Source organism: Streptomyces sp. NPDC104309, assembly GCF_055584025.1.
In genome coordinates this window covers 56,993-79,613 of the sequence record NZ_JBVJMV010000020.1, presented here as the reverse complement: position 1 = coordinate 79,613, position 22,621 = coordinate 56,993, and the positions used below count along the sequence as shown (strand labels likewise).

General features: G+C 71.0%; 13 protein-coding genes. All 13 read left to right on the top strand.

Annotated elements, in window-relative coordinates:
- Positions 1-6: 6 nt before the first annotated feature.
- The 13 genes from ACZ68L_RS27110 (at position 7) to ACZ68L_RS27050 (ending at position 22,616) form a co-directional block, all read left to right on the top strand.
- Positions 7-2,166, top strand: a complete 2,160-nt coding sequence (locus ACZ68L_RS27110; RefSeq protein WP_469581421.1) for an ATP-binding protein — start codon at positions 7-9, stop codon at positions 2,164-2,166.
- Entirely contained in the window at positions 2,157-2,471 is a 315-nt protein-coding gene (locus tag ACZ68L_RS27105) for a hypothetical protein (protein ID WP_469581418.1), read from the top strand. Before ACZ68L_RS27110 ends, ACZ68L_RS27105 begins: the two co-directional genes overlap by 10 nt.
- A complete protein-coding gene (locus tag ACZ68L_RS27100; protein ID WP_469581415.1) occupies positions 2,468-9,157 on the top strand; it encodes an eCIS core domain-containing protein in 6,690 nt (2,229 codons plus the stop codon). The genes ACZ68L_RS27105 and ACZ68L_RS27100 overlap by 4 nt, the downstream gene beginning before the upstream one ends.
- Positions 9,158-9,192: 35 nt before the next feature.
- Positions 9,193-9,744 (top strand): SUKH-4 family immunity protein, encoded by a 552-nt coding sequence (locus ACZ68L_RS27095; protein ID WP_469581412.1) that lies wholly within the window; start codon positions 9,193-9,195, stop codon positions 9,742-9,744.
- The gene (locus ACZ68L_RS27090; protein WP_469581409.1) at positions 9,741-10,427 is read left to right on the top strand and encodes a hypothetical protein; all 687 of its coding nucleotides are present in this window, start codon (positions 9,741-9,743) and stop codon (positions 10,425-10,427) included. Before ACZ68L_RS27095 ends, ACZ68L_RS27090 begins: the two co-directional genes overlap by 4 nt.
- 9 nt (positions 10,428-10,436) lie before the next feature.
- Complete coding sequence (locus tag ACZ68L_RS27085) at positions 10,437-10,808, top strand: LysM peptidoglycan-binding domain-containing protein (RefSeq protein WP_469581405.1); 372 nt, start codon at positions 10,437-10,439, stop codon at positions 10,806-10,808.
- A complete protein-coding gene (locus tag ACZ68L_RS27080; protein ID WP_469581402.1) occupies positions 10,801-11,940 on the top strand; it encodes a hypothetical protein in 1,140 nt (379 codons plus the stop codon). The genes ACZ68L_RS27085 and ACZ68L_RS27080 overlap by 8 nt, the downstream gene beginning before the upstream one ends.
- 42 nt (positions 11,941-11,982) lie before the next feature.
- Positions 11,983-12,513: a phage baseplate assembly protein V gene (locus tag ACZ68L_RS27075; protein WP_469581399.1), complete on the top strand. Its 531-nt coding sequence runs from the start codon at positions 11,983-11,985 to the stop codon at positions 12,511-12,513.
- Positions 12,514-12,541: 28 nt separating this feature from the next.
- A complete protein-coding gene (locus tag ACZ68L_RS27070) occupies positions 12,542-12,898 on the top strand; it encodes a hypothetical protein (protein WP_469581396.1) in 357 nt (118 codons plus the stop codon).
- Positions 12,895-13,281: a GPW/gp25 family protein gene (locus tag ACZ68L_RS27065; RefSeq protein ID WP_469581393.1), complete on the top strand. Its 387-nt coding sequence runs from the start codon at positions 12,895-12,897 to the stop codon at positions 13,279-13,281. Before ACZ68L_RS27070 ends, ACZ68L_RS27065 begins: the two co-directional genes overlap by 4 nt.
- Positions 13,278-16,418: a putative baseplate assembly protein gene (locus tag ACZ68L_RS27060; protein ID WP_469581389.1), complete on the top strand. Its 3,141-nt coding sequence runs from the start codon at positions 13,278-13,280 to the stop codon at positions 16,416-16,418. Before ACZ68L_RS27065 ends, ACZ68L_RS27060 begins: the two co-directional genes overlap by 4 nt.
- Before the next feature lie 133 nt (positions 16,419-16,551).
- A complete protein-coding gene (locus ACZ68L_RS27055; RefSeq protein ID WP_469581385.1) occupies positions 16,552-20,457 on the top strand; it encodes a putative baseplate assembly protein in 3,906 nt (1,301 codons plus the stop codon).
- Complete coding sequence (locus tag ACZ68L_RS27050) at positions 20,457-22,616, top strand: hypothetical protein (protein ID WP_469581382.1); 2,160 nt, start codon at positions 20,457-20,459, stop codon at positions 22,614-22,616. Before ACZ68L_RS27055 ends, ACZ68L_RS27050 begins: the two co-directional genes overlap by 1 nt.
- Positions 22,617-22,621 lie beyond the last annotated feature (5 nt).

Here is a 22,621-nt window from a genome sequence, read left to right as displayed (position 1 = left end):
GAGGACATGAATACGCGAAGGACGGACGCGGCGGGAGACGGGTTGACGCTGCTCACGGAGGTTGGACGCGTCCTCACCCTGGTCGACGAGCACGCGGCCCGTGCGACACGGGCCGCCGCACCGGGAGGCGCGCCGAACGCCGATGACGGGGCCGAAGCCGATGCCGGAGCCGGAGCGGGCTCCGGGATCGAGGCCAGGGTCGGAGTCGGCGACGCAACGGGAGCCGGGGCGGGAGCGGAGGCCGGAGCCGGTCCCGACGGCGAGTCCCCCACCGATCTCACCGCCGAGACCCGCTCCGGCCGGAGCCGGCCGCGCGACACCGCCCCCGCCCCCGTCCCCGCACGTTCGGTGGTCACAGGACCGGACCTTGCGCCCCTCGACGCCCTCACCTCCTGCTTCGGCCTCACTCCCTTCGAGCGGGACCTCGTACTGCTCACCGCCGCCTACGAGTTGGACCCCACCACGGCCACGCGCTGCGCCGCCGCCTGCGGGGATCCCGAGCGGGCGTACCCCACCTTCTCGCTGGCGCTCGCCGCACTCGACGAAGCGCACTGGAGCGCTCTGACCCCGGTCGCGCCGCTGCGCAGGTGGCGGATGATCGACCTTGCGGACGAGACACGGCTCACCCGGTCCCGGCTGCGGCTCGACGAGCGGATCCTGCACTTCCTGCTCGGCTCCCCGTATCTGGACACCCGACTGCACGGCCAACTGCGGCGCAATCCCGTCCCGGAGGGGCTGCCGCCCTCGTACGACATCGCCGTGGACGACGTCACCGCGGGCTGGACGACAACGACGCGGCCCGGCGCGCCGCTGTTCGTCGAGGTCGTCGGAGGGGACCTGCGCAGCCGGGCCGACATCGCCGCCGCGGCGGCGGCGCGCTCCGGGCTCGGCCTGTACGCGATGGGCGCCGAGGACATTCCCACCGACCCCGCGCAGCGCGACCTCCTCGCCCGGCTGTGGCAGCGCGAGGCGATCCTGCTGCCCGCCGCGTTGCTGGTCGAGGTGGGCGAGCTGGACCGCGACCAGCATGCGGCGACGGAGGCTTTCCTGGCCGGTGCCGCCGTCCCCGTCGTCGTATCCAGTCCCGACCCCCGGCCGACCGAGCGGACACGCGGCCGTCGCGTGAACGTGCCGCACCTCGGCGACGAGGAACAGCTCGGGCTCTGGACCGATGCGTTCGACGACGTGCCCGACATCGACGAGGGCGAACTGCGGTCATTGGTCGCGCAGTTCCAGCTTCCTCCACACGTCATACGCGCCACGGCCGAAGCCGTGCGCCGGGCTCTGCCTCGCGAGGACGAGCTGGACACCGCCTCGCTCGCCTGGCGGGCGGGGCTCGACGAGGCCCGTGTCGGCATGGACGGTCTCGGTCGGCGGATCGAACCGGAGGCGGGCTGGCCCGACCTGGTGCTGCACGAGCGGCAGACCAGCACCCTGCGCGAGATCGTCGCGCATGTGCGCCGACGCGCGACCGTCCATCAGGAGTGGGGCTTCGCCGCCACTCTGCGCCGCGGACTCGGCGTCACGGCCCTGTTCGCGGGCGGGTCCGGCACGGGCAAGACCCTGGCCGCCGAGGTCATGGCGAGGGAACTGGGTCTCGACCTGTTCGTCATCGACCTCTCGCAGGTCGTCAGCAAGTACATCGGAGAGACCGAGAAGAACCTGCGCAAGGTCTTCGACGCGGCCGAACGCGGCGGCGCCCTGCTGCTGTTCGACGAGGCGGACGCCCTCTTCGGCAAGCGCAGCGAGGTGAAGGACAGCCACGACCGGTACGCCAACCTCGAAGTCAGCTACCTGCTGATGCGCATGGAGGCCTACCGGGGCCTGGCCATCCTCACCACCAATATGAAGAAGGCCCTGGACACGGCGTTCATGCGCCGTATCCGCTTCGTCGTCGACTTCCCGTTCCCCGCGGAGCACGAGCGTGCCGAGATCTGGCGCCGGGTGCTGCCGCCGCAGGCGCCGACGAAGGGCATCGACCCCGAGTTGCTCGCACAGCTCACCGTCGCGGGCGGCTCGATCCGCAACATCGCGCTGTCGGGAGCGTTCCTCGCCGCGGAGGAGGGCGACCGGCTGCAGATGCGTCACATGCTCGCCGCGGCCCGTACCGAGTACGTGAAGCTGGAACGCTCGCTGACTCCCTCGGAGGTCCGCGGATGGGTGTGACGGGAGAGCGGGGCGCGCACGCGACGGATCAGCGGCTGCCCCGCGCGATCCGGGTGGACGTCGGCGAACTGGTGCTTGACGGCTTCGGCGTGGATCCGGAGCGCGTGTCCGCCTCGTTCGAGCGGGAGTTGACCCGTCTCGTACGCGAACGAGGAGTCCCGGTCGCCGCGGACGGCGGACAGAATCTGGACACGCTCACCGGCCTGCCACCGCTGCCCGCGGGTCTCTCCGCGCGCCGGTTGGGCCAGGAACTGGCGCGTGCGGTTCACGCGGGGCTCTCGGGCCGTGGGGAGGTGACGCGTTGAGCACCTCGCAGGTCCAGGACGCACAGACCGACCAGACCGCTGAGCAGCGCCGCCGCAAGCGCAAGGAGCGGGCCGGCAAGTCCCGTACTCCCGAGCCGAAGGACATGGTCAGCGGCGCCGGGCAGCCCCTCGACCTCGGAGTGCGCAGGGAGCTCGAGGAACAGCTCGGCCACGACTTCGGTCGCGTACGTCTGCACACCGACCGGGATTCCGGCGCGCTCACCGAGCTGCTGGGCGCGGATGCCGTGGCGGTCGGCCAGGACATCTTCTTCGGCGAAGGCGCCTATCTCCCGGGCACCGCGGAGGGGCAGCGACTGCTCGCCCATGAACTCCTGCACACCGTGCAGAACCCGCACGGCCTCGGCGCGCTGCGGGCCGGACGCGACCTGGGCGCGGTGAGCCTGCCGCAGCAGGCGATCGAGCGTGAGGCGGAAACCGCGGCGCAGGACCTCGTACGCCCTTCGACGGGCGAGACCACTGGGGTGGTCCCGGAGGTGAACGAAGGCCAGGCCACGCCTGGTTGGCTCCGGTACGCGACGGTGGACGCCGACCGCAGTCGCATGGAGCGGATCGACCCGGCGACCCTCGTGGACCGGCTGACGAACTCGGTCGTGCGCTCACTGCGCGGCGATCCGGAGGACCTGTCGAAACGTACACGCAAGCAACTCGCCCGTCTGCCAGCGGAGTTGCTCGACGGCGTACTGGAGCATCTGGAGGACAGACTCCTTGGCTCGGAGCACGACCGGATCCTCGATCTCGTCGACGAGATCGAGGGCACCGACGAGCCCGGCACCGGCGATGACCCTGGGCTGAACTCCCACGACGCCCCGGCCGGAGAGCCTGACTCCGCCCAGGAGTTGAAGTTCGAACGGGAGAACGAACAACGTTCGGCCGAGGAACGCCTGGAGGAATCACGGCGCCCCGGTGCGGCGCCCGGTCCGGAGAAGGACGCCGTCCTCGCGCAGGGCGCGCCCGGCAGCACGCCGCGCAACGGCGGCGTCGCGCAGCGTGGCGACGGCGACTCGGCCGGGAACGGGACCGCTCCGCACGGCGATCGACCGGACCGGAAGCAGGGCGGGGGCGCCAGGGAGACCGACGAGAGCGGCGGCGGTCCGGCTGCCGGGGCACAACAACCGGCGCCACCGGTCTCCGCGCCTCGGCAGGACGCGCCCACGCCCTCGAACGGGGACTCCGGGGGCGGGAGTGCCGCGTCGAGCGTCCCGCAGGGCGCCGGGACGAAGGGCGCGGGCTCCGAGTCGGGCACGCGGGGCGGGGAAGGGACGGAACAGCACGGCGCTCCGGCGGCGAGCGAGGAGGAGTCCGCAGCCAGGAACCGTCCGGGAGCCGTGGATTCGCTCGTGGCGGGCCGGCAGCTGAAGCCGGAGGACAAGCGGGGCTCGCAGCAGCCGGAGGGTTCGGGCACGGCATCCGGCAAGGACACCCGGCTGCCGGGCGCGTCCAGCACGCTCGACGGAGTCCGTGATCAGGACCTCGGCGGCCCGCAGGAGAAGGCGGAAGAAGCCCCGTTCGGCGCCGGCAACGAGTCGGAGGTCGACGTCGGGGGCGGTGAGCAGAGCGCCTGGGATGTCGAGCTCCAGGCCGAGGACTTCCTTCCGGCGCAGGACCTCGATGTGTCCGGCGTGCCGACCGCGGACCGTCTCGACCCCTCGTCGGCCACGTCGCCCGCTGCCCCGTCGTTCCCCGCTCCCCCGGTGACCAAGGCCGACAGGGTGCAGGCCGAACGGGACGCGGAGGACGCCGAAGACGCGGCGGCCGACGCCGGCCCCGAACAAGACGGTGCCGAGACCGCCTCCGGTACCGAGCTGCCGGCCGAGGCGGACGGTGGCGCGCCGGGGGACGGGCAGGCGGGCGGCCTCGCCCTCGAACGGGCCGCCGACGCGCCGACGACAGCGGGCCCGGCGTCGAGGGACCCGCAGAGCGGCGACGATCCGAAGGCCGGTCCCGTCGCCGCGCAGATGGCAGTGCAGGAGGCGCCCGCGAGCTCCGCCGCGGCCGGCGGTGACGCCAAGGAGGGCGCCGCCAAGGAGGAGAAGGGCACTCCCGCCGCGGGCGACGGGTCGGGAGGCGCACAGGCGAAGGGCACTCCGCAGGCGGTGGCCGGTCAGTCGGCGGCGTCCGGGACCGCGGCCGGAGCGGCGCAGTCGACGTCGGGCGCTGCCCCGACAGCCTCGGACACCGGCCACGCGGGGGCGGACGCGCAGTCCCCCTCGCCCGCGCGGGACACCCACGTGTCCGGTGGGTCCAACGCCGATACGCCGGGCCGCGCGAGCAACGGCGCGGAGCGCGGGGCGCCGGACGGCGGTGCGGCGCAGGATTCCGGCGACCGTCGCCCGGCCGTGCGGGAGTCCACGCCCGCCCCGCCGCCCCCGAGGGCTCCCGAGACACCGCCTGCGCCGGCGCAGAACGGCGCGAAGGCGTCGAAGGCCGCCTCGGTTCCCACGGCATCGCCCGCTGCGAAGGGGCCGCGCGGCGGAGGCTCGGGAGGGGGCGGAGGGAGCGCCGCCGCACCGGTCAGAGGCAAGAAGGACTCGGCTCCCGCCCCCGATGTGTCAACGGTGTCACCGGAGGCGGGACTCTCCACGGCCTCGAAGCTCAAGCCCCACAAGGCTCTTGAGGCGATGTCGGGTGTCGGCGGCTCGGTGGACCGCACGGTCGGCGACGAACACAAGGCACTCGCCGCCGCGCCGCCGTCGATGGCGCGGCCGGCGGGCGCGCCGCAGACGCTCCGGGGCAAGCCGAGGGCCGACGCCCCGGGCCAGTACTCGCAGGACCCGGCGCAGAAGTCCGACGCGCCCGAGCAGGAGAAGGCCGAGGTCGAGGGCGCCAAGGATCCGGAGGGCCAGATCGAGGCCGAGAAGGCGGAGGAGCCGGGCGGCTGGGACACCTTCAAGATGGCCCTGGGCTTCGGCCTGGGCAAGGTGGCGAGCTGGCTCGGCTTCGAGGTGGACGCGCAGGAGCTCGCCGCCAAGTTCGCCGGGCTGCCGACGAAGGACGAGGCGCTCAAGAAGGCCCAGGCCGGCAACGCACCGGGCGTACGGATGCAGGGCGACGCCGAGCGGACGGCGGGCGAGCAGGGCTCGGCCGTCGATGCCAAGGGCCAGGAGGCCGTGGCGACGGGGCGCGACGACGCCGGGCGCCCGATGGGCGAGAACCAGGTCTATCCCGATGTCCCCAAGGAGCAGATGCGGGCCAAGGTGCCCGGGGCTCAAGGCGGCGCGGGCAGTGCGCCCGATGCCGGCGCGGGAACCGGGGCCGTACCGCCCGAGGCCGCATCCGAGGTGGCGGAGCATGAACGCGGGCCACAGTTCCAGGACGCGTTCGGCGCGGGCCGGAAGGCCATGTCCGACGGACGGCAGACCAAGGACAGGGACTTCCGGGACTCCCAGCAGAAGCACAGGCAGAAGGTCGACGCGGAGGTCGAGACCAATACCAGGAGCCAGGCGGGCGAGCGCGACAAGACCCTGGCCGAGGTCACCTCACAGCGTGCCGACTGGCGTACGGAGCAGGACGGGGAGCTGAAGAAGCTCGGCACCAAGAAGACCGAGCGGCACGAGAAGGTCCGCGCGGACGTCAAGGACAAGGAGGAGAAGACCGACAAGGACGTCACGAAGGAGAAGCAGGACGGCGACAAGAAGATCCAGGACGAGAACACCAAGGCCGAGAAGGACGCCGAGAACCAGCGCGACACCAGCGTCAAGGACTCCGGCAACTGGGTCAGCAAGGCCTTCGACTGGATCAAGAAGAAGGTCATCGAGATCAAGAACGCGATCGTCCGCGTCATCAGGGCGGCGCGGGAAGCGGTCGTCGGGTTCATCAAGCACTTCAAGGAGACGGTCGAGCGCTGGATCAACGAGGCCCGGAAGTTCATCGTCGACACGATCAAGAACCTCATCGACGACCTGATCGAGCTGGCGAAGAACATGGTGCGGGCCGTCATCGAACTGGCCGACCGCATTCGGAAGTTGATCACTACGCTGATCGCCGCCGCGATCGCACTCGTGAACCGGCTCGCCGCCGCGCTGAAGCGGATCACCACCGAGCTGCTGAACGCCATCGGCAATCTCCTGAGCGACATCCTGAACATCCTCAAGAAGATGCTCCAGGCCGCGGTCAAGGCAGTCGTGGACGCCGTGAAGGCGGTCCTGGACTTCGCCTCGAAGCTGCTCAGCGCGCTCGGCGACTGGATGCTGATCGCGGTCGACTTCCTCTCCGACCCGGGCGGCTGGCTGAGCGGGGCCAAGAACTCCGCGGTTGACGGAGCGAAGAACCATCTCTTCCGAGAGGTGTCGTCCGCCGTCAAGCAGTGGTTCAAGGACAAGATCCAGGAGATCATCGGCGTTCCGAAGGCGATCCTGGACAAGCTGGTCGGCGGCGGCTTCACGCTGGAGAAGATCGTCAAGGAGGCGTGGGACGCGGTCGTCCCCCAACTCCCCCTGATCATCGGCGAACTGGTCATCACCAAGGTCATCGCCAAACTGATTCCGGGCGCCGGCTGGGCCCTGGCGGTGATCGACGCGATCCGTACGGCGTGGGGTGCTCTGAGCGCCATCCTGCGCGCGCTGTCCATGGTCCTGGACTGGTTGAAGCTCGTCCGCAGCGGCGGCGCGGGTCTCCTCTTCGCGAAGGCGGTCGCGTCCGGCGTGGTCGCGCTCCTGGAGGTCCTCTACCAGGCGTTGATGAACGGCATCGGCAAGTACGTCGCCAAGGTCGGCAGGCGTTTGAAGGGTGTCGCCGCCAAGCTGGGCAAGGGCAAGGGGGACAAGGGCGGCGGCAAGGGCCCGGGAGGCGCGGGTTCGGACGACGGCGGCGGCAAGGGCGGCGACAGGAAGGGCGACAAGGACCAGCCCGCGAACGCCCCGAAGAGCACGACGGCCCCGACCGCAGGCAAGGGCGCGGACCCCAAGAGGCCCACGGGCACCGACAAGACCACCAACGCCCCCGGCAAGCCGAAGGACAAGACGGACGACAAGCCGGACACCCGCCCGACCCCGTCCGCGAAGCCCCAGCCGAAGCCGCAGCCGCGCCCGAAGCCGAAGCAGGACCCGGAGACCTCCGGGCCGCACCCGAAGGACGACACCCCGGCCCACCCCAAGAACGACAAGAACGGTCCCGCGGAACCGAAGAACGACACGCCGGACAAGCCGAAGCGCGGCAAGGACGGCACGACCAGGCCCAAGGACGACGGCAAGGACACTCCGGCCCGGTCCAAGGACCAGGACCCGAACAAGCCGAAGGACAACGGCAAGGACGGCCCGGGCAAGCCGAGGCCCAAGGAGAAGCCGCAGACGGACGGCTCGGGCAAGCCCGGGCCGAAGAGGAAACCTGATCGGCGGGGCCCCGGCAGGACCGGCCCCAAGCACGACCGGAGCGGCCCGGGCCGGCCCAAGTCCGAGCCGGACAAGGACAGGCGGAAGAAGGACGAGGACTCGAAGGAGTCCAAGGACGCGCGCCTCCAGAAGATCATTGCCCGTCTGCGGCCGAAGGTGCGGAGCCTGCTCGACAAGAAGCGCAGCCGCCCCGTGGTGGGCGTGGCCCTGGCCGCGCTTCGTGTCTGGTACCGCCTGACCAGCCTGACGGCGGAGGGCCAGGGCAGGGGGGCCGTCGAGGCGGTCCTGAACCCCTCCGGCGAGGTCGAGAACACAAGTGACGTCAAGGTCGCCCTCGACAACAAGCTCAACGAGAAGCCCGAACGCAAGAAGCGCCTGGACGAGGCGCTGAACTTCACTCTCGACGAGTGGATGCTCTTCCGGGGGAATTCGAGCATCCCGGCCTTCATGGCCGACATGGAAGCACAACTCAACAAGCTCGACACCGCCTACTCGGACACCTACCGAGAGGAGATGCTGATCATCCGGGAGGCGGAAAGGCGAGTGAAACAGGAATACGCAAGGCGTGAATCTCTCGGTCAGTACGGTTTGCTGGGCCCGGACCATTGGCAGGGATGGCCGGGAGGAAAGTACGAACGCCCGGAGGACACCCAGGCTGCTCTGGCCATCACCGGCTCACAAGTGCAGAAACAGAAGTCGGCACCCCCGGTGGACCGAACCCAGTCGACCGAGGTCGATCTCCCGTACGACGAGAGCAAGATGCCCGACTACGTGGCGCTTTCCCGGAAAGCGGCCGACATGGCCAGTGCTTCACAACGGGGCGAGCTGTCCAGGAGGAGCACCACACGCGAGGAAACGGACCAGGAAAGGGAGGACAGGGAAGAGCGAAGCAGAAAGAGCGGGAAAGCCATCAAGAACCCGGGGAAGAACCGGAGCAAGTCCTTGAAGGCATCCTTGGAGTCCGGAGAGAAGCCGAACGTGAAATCCGTTGCAGAGTACGCCCAACGCCCGTCCGTAGCGGAGGCGGTACGTATCCCGAACATCACGAGCGGCTACAAGAACAGCGTCCGAGCGGCTCTCTACAACTATCTGAAACACATGGGTTCACCTCGGGGAAGCGACCTGCACATGCGCGTCATGAAACGGTTCGAGTCCATGGATCCCGATCACGTCATCGAGATCCAGACAGGTGGCGGCGACTGGTGGCAGAACCTACGGATGATGGACGGCCCCACAAACAGGAACATGGGCAGCGAACTACACTTCGAACTCGACCGAAAGAACGTCGGCGAGGGAACGCTCATCGTCGTCAACATCACGGGACTCATCAAACCGTAGAGACATACCAAGCCAATCCGAAGGACGTATCGCACATGCTCTCGCGTGACATTCTCGCCGACGTTTTCGACGAGGAGAACATCATCACTCTCGATTTCGATGAAGCAGTGAGTCTCGGGCTCTCGGAACTCGACGCACTGCTCCTTTCCCATGTGGGTCTGCCTCGTGACATCGGAACCGCTTTCACCACCGAACTTGAGGGACCTCCCGGACTGTTCAGCGTTCAGCCACTCGACACGCCGGACGGCACCTCCAACGCGGCCATTTTCCTGGGGGCGCCGGGGCGCCATCAGAGGATGCGTTACTTCCTTGACGCCAAAAACAGTCTGGTCGTGCTCTGCTCGCTGGATGACGCCAACCCTGCGGCCGAGGTCATCAACAGTTCCTTCAGTAATTTCGTTGATTTCATTCACCACATCGGGGTCTTCTACCAGGCGGAGGGCATGAGCCCGGACGAGGAGAGGCGATCCGCCGATGCACTCGGCGAGCATCTGCGGGAGCGGGATCCCTACGCCTTTCGCGAGCCCAGGACCTGGTGGTCCATGGCCATTTCAACGATCGTCGACCAGGCGAAGGGCGGCTCATGACCCGCTACGCGGACATCCCCAAACCCATCCGCTCCGGAATAGTCCTCATCGACCCCGAACGCGGCACCCCCCAACGCATCATCGTCCTCCAGTTCAACCCGGACACCCTCGAACGCAGCCTCTCCCCCCAGTCGGCCGGCGGCAGCGGTGACTCCGGCGGCGGGGGCAGCGGAAGCGGGGACCGGAACGAGGCTCTGCGTCTGAAGGGTCCCGCACAGGAGACCTGGAAGTTCACCGCCGAGATCGACGCCACCGACCAGTTCGAGATCGCCGCGCCGGACGGCATCCACCCCCAACTGGCCGTGCTGGAAATGCTCGTTCAGCCGACCTCGGCCCAACTCCGTGAAGCCAGTCGCCTGTCCAAGAAGGGGACCATCGAGATCAGTCCGATAGAGATGCCGCTGACCCTCTTCACCTGGGGCAGCAAGCGCGTCATGCCCGTGCGGCTCACCGAACTGTCCATCAATGAATCCGCCTTCGACGTGAATCTCAACCCGATCCGCGCCTCGCTCAGTATCGGTCTGAAGGTGCTCACCGTCAGCGATCTGCCGGCCGGACACCGTGGTGCCGAGCTGTACTTCGCGCATCTCGCGCAGAAGGAGCGACTGGCAGGTGCCGCGCGGGCGGGAAGTCTCGGCACGCTCGGGCTGACACCCGGCGACATCGGCATGGGAAGGGGCTGACCGAAGACCATGGCCGGCACGGAACCGTACGAGAACGCCCTGGATGCCACACCCGGCGCCCATCCCTATCCCCGATCCAGCCGCTACCACGACGCCGAAATCGGCGTGCACCGGCAGCCGGACGGCACCGAGGTCCGCTACACCAAGCGTCGGTTACTGCCTGCGGCCACGGTCGAGGCCGACGACACGCAGCCTCATTCCGTGAACGCCGGCGACCGTCCCGACCTGCTGGGGCAGCGCTACTTCGGCGACCCCCGCCAGTGGTGGCAGATCGCCGACGCCAACCCGGTGCTCGACCCGCGCGAACTCACCGCCGAACCCGGCGTCGAGATCGGGATTCCGCTCGCCGGCAACTTCCCCCGGGGGGACCGGCGTGTCTGAACTGCCCGTGGGCCAGGGCCCTGTCCACATCACCCTCGCCATGGGACCGCAGCTGGCCCGTCCGGTCCCCGCCGAGGTGGCACAGGCGCTTCTCTCCGCGCAGATCACCGCGACCGCGGGTGAACGGAGCGGGTTCCAGCTCGCCTTCGACCTGACCAAGAACGGGCTCATCAGCAGCACCCTGCTCCCCGAGGGATTCTTCGACCCGAAGACACGCGTCATCGTCACGGTCACGGTCAGGGGCACACCCGAGGTCCTCTTCGACGGGCTGATCGTGCGTCAGGAAGTCGGCACCAGCAACCAGCCGGGACACTCCACCCTGACCGTGACCGGCGAGGACCTGACGCTGCTCATGGACCTGAAGGAGCGCACGGACAGCTATCCCAACCTTCCGCCGTCCGAGCGTGTGCTCGCGATCCTGCGGCGCTACTCGGACTACGGCATCCGACCGGACGTGTACAAGGAGAAGATCGCCCAGCCACCGCACCAGAACCTGCGCGTGCACTACCGGACGGGCACGGATCTGCAGTACGTGACCGAGCTGGCCCGTGCCAACGGGTACACCTTCTACCTGGAGCCGGGCCCGGCCCCCGGCCAGTCGTCGGCCCGCTGGGGCCCCGAGGTCCGCCTCGGCATCCGCCAGCACGCCCTCAACGTCAACATGGACGCCAACTCCACGGTCGACCAGCTGACGTTCGCGTACGACGGAACGGCCCGCGAGGAGCCGCAGGCGCGCTGGCAGGACCCGGGGACCCGGCAGTCCACCCTGCTCCCCCAGCCGGTCATCAGCCCCTTGCGCCCGCCACTGGGCAAACGGGCCACCCCCGCGCTCAAGCGCAGGACCCTCTCCGGTACCGCCAAGCAGCAGCGGGAGGCGGCCGAGGCCGAACTGCTCGCGCGCGCGGCCGTGTCCGCCGACGTGATCTCCGGGTCGGGATCACTCGACGTCAACCGGCACGGCTACATCCTCCAGCCGCGCCAGTTGGTCGGCGTGCGCGGCTCCGGGCGTGCGTACGACGGCGACTACTACGTCAAGTCCGTGACGCACAACCTGCGCCCCGGCTCCTTCCAGCAGAACTTCACCCTCTCGCGGGAAGGGCTCGAAGCGCGCAGTCCGTACGTACGGCCCTGAGGAATCAGCGGGCAAACTCCGGCAGATCAGGAGCAGTTCAGCATGGCAGCACCCAGCAATCGCTATCTCGGCAAGTTCCGCGGCCGAGTCGTGGACAACAACGACCCGCTGCACATCGGCCGGGTCACGGTCGAGGTCCCGGACGTCCTGGGCGATGAGCCGTCGACCTGGGCGCTGCCTTGTCTGCCCTTCACCGGACCACAGTCGGGCCAGTTCGTGGTGCCTCCGCCGGGCACGGGCGTGTGGGTCGAGTTCGAGCAGGGCGATCCGAGCTTCCCGGTGTGGACGGGATGCTGGTACGGGTCCGAGGCCGAACTGCCACCGGACGCTCGTGCCGCCGCGCAGCAGAACTCGCCGAACAAGCCGGTCGTCGTGCAGACCCCGGGAAATCACAAGATCGTGATGAACGACGCGCCCGAGCAGGGGATTCTGCTCCAGGCGCGGGACGGCGCCTACATCCGGGTCACCAAGGAGGCCGTGGTCATCGCGACCGGCGGCGGGGCCGAAGTCATTCTGCGCGGCAACGAAGTGACCATCAACAAGGGCCAGTTGAACATGGCCGCCAAGCGATAGAGAACGGGGGATCAACAGGATGCCCGGGATGTCCGGCAATCTGCTCACCATCGGCTCGGGCGGTGGCTCCGGTGCCGTGATCAACTGCCCGCACGGCGGTCGCGCCACCGCGACGACGGGTCCGTCGGACCGGGCCGTGCTCATCGACGGCGCGCCCGTCGCAACGGCCGCCCACGGCTACGCCGTGGCCGGCTGCCCCCACACCGTCGACGGCGCGCCCGAGCCGTGTGTCGCCGTCCGCTGGACCGGGGCCGGCACCGGCGTCACGGTCGACGGCACGCCGGTGCTGCTCGACACCTCCGCCGCCCAGTGCGTCACGGCGTCGTTCGTACCGCAGGGCCCGCCCTTCGTCCAGCCCTCGCAGCGAGAGGTGACCGTCCGATGAACCCACGTACCCGGGTCCGCAGCGACCTCGCCTTTCCGTTCCGGGTCGACCGGCGGGGGCGCACCGCGCACGCCGACCGCGACGAGCATGTGCGCGACCTGATCGAGCAGTTGCTGTTCACCAGCCCCGGCGAGCGCGTGATGCGACCCGACTTCGGCTGCGGCCTGCTCGATCTGGTCTTCACGCCCAACAGCCCCGAGCTGGCCAGTGCGCTGGAGCTCTCGGTGCAGGCGGCGCTGCAGCGCGTGCTCGGCGACCTCATCGAGGTGGCGGCCCTGGACGTGGTGAGCGAGGAGAACGTCGTCCGCGTGCACCTGTCGTACACCGTGCGCTCCACGGGGAGCCGTCGTGACGACGTCTTCGAAGGGAGGGCCGAGGCGTGAACGGTTCCGTGTCCACCCGCCGGGCCAAGGTGAGGGCGGCGCAGCTCAACGGAGTCGACGCCGTCGAGGTCAGTGACGACGGACTGCTGCTCACCGTCTCCTTTCTCGGCAAGGCCCCGCACGGCCTGCGCGCCCAGAACGTTCGCGTCGACGGCGGCCGTCGGATCACCGGCATCGAGGCCGTCGACGTCAGTGTGGAGCGCGAGGAGGATCCCGAACTCGACGACCGTCTGTATGTCACGCTCGACAAGGCCGGCGACACCTCCCGCTACCGGCTCCGTCTGGTGGAGACCGATCCGTACGGGCGGCCGGGGACGGAGCCCTTCCGCGGCTTCGACCAGCGTTACCACAGTGCGACGTTCGCCTTCAGGCCCGATTGCCCCACACCCTTCGACTGCGAGGACGAGGCGGCGGAGCAACCCGTCCTCCCCCGGACACCGGTCGTCGACTACACGGCCCGCGACTACGACACCATCCGCAAGGTCCTTCTGGACCGTCTGGCCCTCACCACACCCGACTGGATCGAGCGCAACCCGGCCGACCTCGGGATGACGCTCGTCGAGCTGCTCGCGTACACCGGTGACCAGATCAGCTACCAGCAGGACGCGGTCGCCACGGAGGCGTATCTCGACACCGCGCGCCGCCGGGTCTCCGTACGGCGTCATGTGCGGCTCATCGACTACGCGATGCACGACGGCTGCGCCTCGCGCGCGTACGTGACCGTGGAGGCGGCCGGTGAGCACACGCTGCCGGCGGGCTCGTTCCGCTTCGCCTCCGTCGACGTAGGCGTCCTCGATCCGCATGACCGGCCCGCACCCGGGACGGTCATCGACGACCGTGACCTCGCCGATCTCGTGGAGCGGGGCACCGTGGAAGTGTTCGAGCCGGTCGCGGCCGGTGATCCCCTTGAGCTGCGGGCCGCACACAACGCGATCCGGCTGTGGACCTGGGGCAGCGACGTGTGCTCCCTGCCGAAGGGGGCCACGGCGGCCACCCTGCGCGACGAATGGCGTGACGCGGAGACCTGCGAGGGGCGCCGGCTCGGCCTGCGGGCCGGCGACTTGCTGATTCTGGAAGAGGTGAAAGGGCCGCGCACCGGGACACCGGGCGACTCCGATCCGACGCACCGGCAGGCCGTGCGCCTCACGTCCGTCACACCCGGCGTCGACCGCGTCGAGGACCAGCCGGTCCTGGAGGTCACCTGGGCGGCCGAGGACGCGCTGCGCTTCCCGCTCCGTCTGACCACGCGCGGCGGACGCGACTGCGCACCCGTCGCGGACGTCGCCATGGCACGCGGCAACGTGGTCCTCGTCGACCACGGCCGTACGCTGCGATGGTCCGGGGACGCCCCGGCGGAGACGACGGTCGTGCCGCCCGCGCCCGCCGTCGTGGCACCCTGCGGTCCTCCCGCGTTCGGCTGCTGGGATCGCGACGAGGGCAACGCGACGGCAAGACTCATCAACTCCCTCACGGACAAGGCCGAATGCGGCGAGGCGCTCCTGGCGGACGACATCCGCGAGCTGTTCGACGTGGTGGGCGAGGACGCGACCGTACGCGCCGGGCTCGGCCTGGAGGGGGCGGGGCAGCGGCAGGAACGCGTCGTGCCCGGCACGGCGTACGCGCAGGCCGCGGCGTTGCGCACGCTGCTCGCTCAGTCCGTCCACCCGGGCATCGCGCCCCGGTTCCGGCCCCTGCTCGGCCGCTCCCCCGTGGCGCAGGCGGTGCCGTTCCCCGACCCCCGCGCCGTTTCCGCGGGGCAGGCCGAGCGGATCGGCGCCATCCCGGAACGGGTGAAGCAGCGCCTGGTGGAGCTGTGGCGCAGTGCCCGCGACCGCGACGGACTCGGCGAGGAGGAGATCGCCGAGCTGGCCGTGATCTACGGGCTGAAGGTCCTCGACCGTCTCGAACTGCGCCTGCACCCGGTGCGCGCTCTGCGCGAACTCCTGCACCGCAGCGATCGGTTGCTCGACGCCAAGCTGCGCCGCGTCGAGGTACTGACCGCGCGCGCCCGTACCGGGACGGTCCTCGAAGGTCACATCGCCTGGGAGATCGCGCACAGTTGGGGGCCGGCGTACGCCCAGGGACTGCACCCGGACGAGCCGGTCCTGCGGGGCTCCGCCTCGGCGGGACTGGCTCAGGACCCCCGCCGCGCCCTTCCCGCCGTGTGCCTGCACGAGGGCGAGCTGCGCTGGACGCCGCGCCGCGATCTGCTCGAAAGCGGCCCCCGCGAACGGCACTTCGTGGGTGAGCTGGAGGACGACGGGCGGCTCGCGCTGCGCTTCGGCGACGGGCGGCACGGCGCGACGCCGACGCCCGGCTCACGCCTGGAACTCCACTACAGGCTGGGCGGTGGCCCCGCGGGCAATGTCGGCGCGGAGGCCATCAACCATCTGGTGGTGCTCCGCGACGACGAGCGTACGGACCGGAACGACGGGCCGCTGGTGACCGGGATACGCAACCCGCTCCCCGCCGTGGGCGGGACGGAGCCCGAACCCCTCGAACAGGTCCGCCAGTTGGCCCCGCTCGACCTGCGCCGCACCCGGCTTCGCGCCGTGACCGCCGACGACTACGCGAGTCTCGCCTCGGCCCTGCCCGGGGTACAGCGGGCGGCGGCGGAGCTGCGCTGGACGGGCAGTGTCCAGGAGGCGCACATCGCGATCGACGCCCGGGGCACCGGGGATCCGGCGCCGGCGCTGCTCGACGCGGTGGCCCAGTCCCTGGAGGTCTACCGGCGCATCGGACACGATGTGGTGGTGGGGCCCGCGCGCCTCGTGCCGCTCGACATCGCGCTGTCGGTGTGCGCGAAGCCCGGACACCAGCAGGGGCAGATCCTGGCCGAGCTGTACCGCGTGCTCGGCCGTGGCCGGCTCGCGGGCGGGCGGCTCGGCTTCTTCCACCCCGACGCGCTGACGTTCGGCGAGCCGGTCAGGCTCAGCCGCCTGGTCGCGGCCGCCGCGGCCGTCCAGGGCGTGGAGAGCGTGCATGTCGCCCGTCTGCGGCGGCTGTTCGAAGAGGACCGAGGAGAGAGGGAGGACGGCGTGCTGCGGCTCGGCCCGCTGGAAATCGCCCTCTGCGACAACGACCCCGCCCGGCCGGAGAACGGCCATCTGGCGATCTCCCTGGGGGGTGCCCGATGAGCGCGACAGGCCGTGGCACGGCCGTCGGCCGTACCACGCCGCGTGCGGGCCGGCCCGCCGCGTCGCGCCCCGTCCCGTACGCCGTCAGCGACCATCGCCACCGACCCTCGGCGGCAGACCCCGGAGGTGCCCGATGAGCGACGAGCCCACCCCCGACTGCGGCTGTGGCTGCGCCGGTACCCGCGCGGGCGGTCACGACGAGCGGGTGGCACCTTCCGCGCCCCACAACCCGCCGGGCCGCACCGCCCTCGACTACCGCGTCGGCGAGTACGGCTCGTTCCTTTCAGCCCTGCTCGACCGGCTTGCCTCCCCCGCCCACCCGGCGCTCGGCAGGCTGACCGTCCGCACCCCCGACGACCCGGCGATCGGTCTCCTCGACGCGACGGCCGTCCTCGGTGACCTGCTGACGTTCCACTCCGAGCGGATCGCCGACGAGGCCTATCTGCGGACCGCGAACGAGCACCGCTCGCTGGTGCTGCTGGGCCGCCTGGTCGGTCATCGGCCGCGCCCCGGTGTGGCGGCGGACACGCATCTCGCGTACACCCTCGACCGCGACCCCCGGGCCGAGACCCTTTCCGTGCTCATCCCGCGCGGGGCGCGCAGCAACAGCGTCCCCGCGTCGGCCGACGAGGAGTCGCAGACGTTCGAGACCGGCCGGGACCTGACGGCGCGCTGGGACTGGAACGAACTGGCGCTCCGCCGCAGGCGTCCCTCCCTGATCACCCCGCAGGACCTCGCCCGCCGCTCCGAACTCTTCGTCGAGGGCACGGCGAACTCCCTCCGGGCAGGTGACCAGCTGCTCTTCGTCTTCGGTGAACAGGCCGGGGGCGAGCGGCTGCTGCTGCCCGTCGCGCGCGTACGCGTCGACCACGAGGACGGGATCACGGCGATCGGCCTGCCGCGCTCGGCCCCGCCGACGCTCAAGGAGCTCGTCGACGAGGTGCGCCGCTGGATCGCCGCGCCCGCGGATCCGGGCGAACCGGGTGACGTGCCGCCCACGCCCGAGGTCCCCGATCCACGCCCGGTGAGCCGTCTGATCGACGACTTCGACGACCAGGTCCTCGCTCCGCTGCGGGAGGACCTCGACGAGGTGCGGACTCCGGACCAGCTGGCCTCCGCGCTCACCGAGCCCGTGGACCGCCTCGCCGAGGCACAGGTCCTGGCGACACCGTACGAGGACGTGGCCGAGTGGTTCGCACGGCTCGAAGCGGTGCTGGCGGAACTCGCGGAGCGGGCGGGTGAACTGGCCCCGGCCCGGAACGGAACGGACCCGTCCCGGCCGGACACCGACCTGTCCCGCCCGAACACGGTGTCCCGGCCTGTGCAGGACCCGTCCGTACCGGAGGCGTCCCCGACCCGACCGGAGGGGGGTACCTCGCCGGTACGGACGGCCACCGCGCTGCCCCGCCCGGAGGAGGCCGCGCTGCAGGCCCTCACCGACATCCTCCCCGCGCTGAGCGGAAGGGCTCCGACCCCGGGCGGCGGCACCCGCGCCAGCAGGCCCGGCGCGGACACCGCGCGCCTGCTCGGGACCCTCGACCCGGCCCTGGGCACCCTCTATCCCGTCTGGCGGCAGGCCGCGGTCCCGGGCGCTCCCCACCTTCTGCGTGAACTGCTCGCGCTGCGCGCACAGGCGGCCCCCTTCGGGGCGACGGCTCCACTGAAGCCGGTCCAGGACGACCGGGGCCGGGTGATCCGTACCGCCGACTGGCCCCTGACCGGCGCAGTCCTCACCACCATGCGCGTGGTGTTCGACCCGGCGGGGAAAGTGCCGCAGACGGCCGAGTTCCAGCACGTCGAGGGCAGCAGCTCCGACCAGCGGGCCAGGACCCTCCCGGTCCCCCAGCCGGTCGACCTTCCCCTCGGCCCCGGCCAGGTCGAGCTGTCCACCCGCAGTGGTCAGGACCGCGAGCTGAACTGGCTCAGCCGGCGTCCCACCGACTCCCAGGAGCCGGGCGTCACCGCCCGCCTCCACTCGGGGCTGCCCGAGCGCACGCTCTTCGTGCCGCGTCCGGACGCCAACGGCGTGATCAACGTCGGTGTGTACAACGGCACAGCCAAGGAGGTCCCGCTCCGGCCGGGCGTCCCGGTGCATTTCTCGCACGGCGAGTACGAGGTGGCCCTCCGGTACACGGTCGGCACCACCGCACCCGAGGTGGAGATCGTCATCGCCACGAAACCGGCCCCTGCCAACCGTCGTGTGGTGCAGCTGGACACCGTGTACGACAGCATCGCCGTCGGCAGCTGGGTCGCGATCGAGCGCCCTGCCAAGGGGGATGACGACGCCCACCCCGGCGACAAGGCGTTCAAGCTCGTCACCACGAAGGTGGTGGCCGTGCGCACGGCCGCGTACACCAACTACGGCATCACGGGCCGCGGCACCGAACTCGTCCTGGCCGACCCCTGGCTGGACGACAAGGACGTCCTGCTCTCGCACATCCGCGACACCACCGTGCATGCCGCGGGTGAGCCGCTGCGCATGGCGGACGAGCCCCTCGGCGAGGACGTGCACGGCAACGAGCTGGAACTCGCCGAGCTCTACGACGGGTTGCGCCCCGGCCGCACCCTCGTCGTCAGCGGCATGCGCAGCGACGTACCCGGTACCTCGGGCGTGGGCGTCGAGGCCACCGAGGTGGTGGTGATCGCCGCCGCCGAGCCCGCGCTCGATCCTCGGCTGCCGGGCGACCACGTCCGTACCCGGCTGACGCTGACCACCGAGCTCGCGTACCGCTACCGGCGCGAGACGGTGAAGGTCCTCGGCAATGTGGTGGAGGCGACGCACGGCGAGGGGCGGGACGAGCCGATCGGCAGCGGCGACGCCGACCGCACGAACCAGACGTTCGCGTTGTGGCAGTCGCCGCTCACCTGGACGGCGTCCGACACCCCGCTGGGTGCCACTCCCGTCCTGGAGATCCGCGTCGACGGGCTGCTCTGGCACGCGGTCGACAGTCTCGCGGGGCGCGGGCCGGGCGAGCGGGTCCACATCACGGGCACGACCGGCGACGGCCGCACGACGGTGACGTTCGGCGACGGCGTGCACGGCGCGCGCCTGCCCAGCGGCCACGAGAACGTGCGCGCCCGTTACCGCTTCGGCACCGGCAGCGCCGCGAACGTCGCGGCGGAGCGCATCACCCAGGCGATGACCCGTCCGCTCGGCGTCACCGCGGTCACCAATCCGCGCCCGGCTTCGGGCGGTGCGGACGCGGACGGGCCGGCCCTGACCCGGCGCACCGTGCCGCTCGCGGTCGCGGCCCTGGACCGTCTGGTGTCCGTGTCCGACTACGAGGACTTCGCGCGTTCCCGCGCCGGGATCGGCCGGGCCGTCGCGGGTGAACTCTTCGACGGGCGACGGCGCGTCCTGCACCTGACGGTCGCGGGAACGGACGATGTCCCGCTCGCCGATGCCCTCGGGGACTCGGCCGTGCTGCGCGCACTGCGCGGCTCGCTCACCAAGTACGGTGACGCGAGCCTGCCCGTCCGGGTCGAGGTCCGCGAACTGGTGCTGCTCCTCATCTCCGCGAAGGTGAAGCTCGAACCCGACCACACCTGGGAGCTCGTGGAGCCACGGCTGCGCCAGGCCCTGCTGCGCCGACTCGGTTTCGATGGCGCCGAGTTGGGCGAGCCGGCGCGCCTCTCGGAGGTCCTCGCGACGGCGCATTCGGTGCCGGGGGTCGACTACCTCGATGTCGATGTCTTCACGGGGGTCTCCGCTTCCGACGTCGCGGGCGCCACCGCACAGGAGCTGACGCGGCTGCTCGGCACACCCGGCGAGCCGAGGTCCACGGTCCCGGCGCGCGCGGCGGCGTTCGACGAGAAGATCCACACCGTGCGCGCGAAGGGCGGCGAGACACTGTCGGAGGTCTGTGACCGGCACGGCGTGCCGATCGCCGAACTCCTGCGCCTCAACCCCGACATCACCGATACCCGGCGCCTCGCCGAGGGCCGTTCGGTGTTCGTCTTCCGCGGTATCCGCCCGGCGCAGCTCGTGCTGCTGACGCCGAAGGCCGCGGACACGCTGATTCTGACGGAGGTCAAGTGATGTCCAGGGAGCCGGACGGGCTCGCTCAGCTGCTCCCCCCGTGGCACCGCCTCAGGGACGCCGAGGAGGGCGAGCCGCTGCGCGCCCTCCTCGCGGTGATGGCCGAGCAGATCGACGTCGTACGCAACGGGGTCGAGCAGAGCTACGAGGATCTGTTCGTGGAGACGGCGGCACCCTGGGTGCTTCCCTATCTGGGCGACTTGGTGGGATATCGCACTCTGCCCGGCTATGAGCGCGTCCTCACCACCGGTCTGCGGGGCGGGAGTTCGGCCGCCGCACTGACGGAGGCGATCGCGCCGCGGCGGGACGTGGCCGCCACGGTCGCCCACCTGCGCCGCAAGGGCACGCTGCACCTGCTCGAAGAGCTCTGTGCACAGGTGTCCCCATGGCCGTCCCGGGCGGTCGAGCTGTCCCGGCTCGTCTCGCACCACCAGCCGGTCAAGCTGTACGGCTCCGGGGCCTCCGGGTCCGCGCACGGGAGCCGCTCGGAGCGCGGCCGCCTCGCCGATCTGCGCGACGGGTCCGCGCTCGACCTGGCGGGCTCCGCCTTCGGTACGGTGGCCCGCTCGGTCGACGTCAGGAGCGCCGGCTCCACCCGCAGGCAGGGCGGTTCGACTCCTGCCGGGGTGGGCCTCTTCGTCTGGCGGCTGAAGGCGTACTCGCTGACGTCCTCACCCGCGTACTGCATCGACCGGGCCCGCAATCTGTACACCTTCTCGATCCTCGGCAACGACAGCCCGCTGGTGACCAAGCCGGTCCCCGAACCGTCGGCGACGCACATCGCGACGATCGACAACGTCCCCGCGTTCATCCGGCGCCGCCAACTGCACGACCGGCTCACCGACCACTACGGTCCCGGCAAGAGCTTCGTCATCCGGCGCGACGGCGAGGACAGGCCGGTGCCTCCGTCGGACATCGTGGTGGCCGATCTGTCGGACTGGCGCTACCGGCCGAAGCACGGGCAGGTGGCCGTCGATCCGGAACTCGGGCGGATCGCCTTCGGGTCGCGGTCCGCGCCCCGGCAGGGTGTCCGGGTCGACTACCACTACGCGTTCGGTGCCGACATGGGCGGCGGCGAGTACGCACGGGACCGTCGGCCGCGCCCGGACGCCACGGTCTACCGGGTGGGGCCCGAACAGACGTACCGGCAGATCATGGACGCGTACCGGGCCTGGCAGCACGACCGGCGGGCCGGGAACTGCGGGCCCGAGGGCATCATCGAGATCACGCACAGCGGAGCCCATCAGGAGCAGCTGGACTTCGACCTCGACCCCGGCGACCGCCTCGAACTGCGCGCGGCGGAGGGCACCCGCCCCGTGATCCGGCTGCTGGACTGGTACAGCAACCGTCCGGACGCGCTGAACATCCGTGCCGTGGGCGGAGATTGCACATCGGGCGAGCGTCCACGGATCACCCTCGACGGGCTGCTCGTCGCCGGCCGCGGCATCAATGTGACGGGTCCGATGGGCGCGGTCGTCATGCGGCACACCACGCTCGTACCCGGCTGGTCCCTCGAACCCGAATGCGATCCGCACTCCCCACAGGAGCCGAGCATCGTCCTGGAGCGCACCACGGCATGCCTGCAGATCGAGGCCGCCGTCCTCGGCACCATCGAGGTCATCGGCGACGAGGTGTCCGAGGACCCTCTCGACATCCACATCCGCGACAGCGTCCTGGACGCCACCGGAAGCGAGCGCCCGGCCCTGTCCGCCCCGGACTGCCGTCACGCCCACGCCGTACTGCACGCCCACCGCACCACGGTGATCGGCGAGGTCCACACGCATGCGGTGGCCATCGCGGAGGACTCCCTGTTCACCGGACGGCTCCACGTGGCGCGTCGCGGCATCGGCTGCCTGCGCTTCTCGTACGTTCCCGCGGGATCGCGCACGCCGCGCAGGCACCGCTGCCTGCCGGACCCGGCCGATGGCGACGCGGCCTCTCGCGTACGGCCGCTGTTCACGTCCGAGCGCTACGGCACGCCCTGGTACGGGCAGTTGGCGGACCGCTGCGCCCGGGAGATCCGGCGCGGGGCGCAGGACGGGGCCGAAATGGGCGCCTTCCACGACCTGTTCCGGCCGCAGCGCGAGGACAGCCTGCGCGCGCGGCTCGCGCAGTACACGCCCGCGGGCACGGACGCCGGGATCTTCTACGTCACCTGAGCGGG

Excerpts from the sequence above, each read along its gene's own strand:
- ACZ68L_RS27075 (WP_469581399.1), top strand. The coding sequence starts at position 11,983 with ATGGCAGCACCCAGCAATCGCTATCTCGGCAAGTTCCGCGGCCGAGTC.
- ACZ68L_RS27055 (WP_469581385.1), top strand. The coding sequence starts at position 16,552 with ATGAGCGACGAGCCCACCCCCGACTGCGGCTGTGGCTGCGCCGGTACC.
- ACZ68L_RS27065 (WP_469581393.1), top strand. The coding sequence starts at position 12,895 with ATGAACCCACGTACCCGGGTCCGCAGCGACCTCGCCTTTCCGTTCCGG.
- ACZ68L_RS27110 (WP_469581421.1), top strand. The coding sequence starts at position 7 with ATGAATACGCGAAGGACGGACGCGGCGGGAGACGGGTTGACGCTGCTC.
- ACZ68L_RS27090 (WP_469581409.1), top strand. The coding sequence starts at position 9,741 with ATGACCCGCTACGCGGACATCCCCAAACCCATCCGCTCCGGAATAGTC.
- ACZ68L_RS27085 (WP_469581405.1), top strand. The coding sequence starts at position 10,437 with ATGGCCGGCACGGAACCGTACGAGAACGCCCTGGATGCCACACCCGGC.
- ACZ68L_RS27095 (WP_469581412.1), top strand. The coding sequence starts at position 9,193 with ATGCTCTCGCGTGACATTCTCGCCGACGTTTTCGACGAGGAGAACATC.
- ACZ68L_RS27105 (WP_469581418.1), top strand. The coding sequence starts at position 2,157 with ATGGGTGTGACGGGAGAGCGGGGCGCGCACGCGACGGATCAGCGGCTG.
- ACZ68L_RS27070 (WP_469581396.1), top strand. The coding sequence starts at position 12,542 with ATGTCCGGCAATCTGCTCACCATCGGCTCGGGCGGTGGCTCCGGTGCC.
- ACZ68L_RS27050 (WP_469581382.1), top strand. The coding sequence starts at position 20,457 with ATGTCCAGGGAGCCGGACGGGCTCGCTCAGCTGCTCCCCCCGTGGCAC.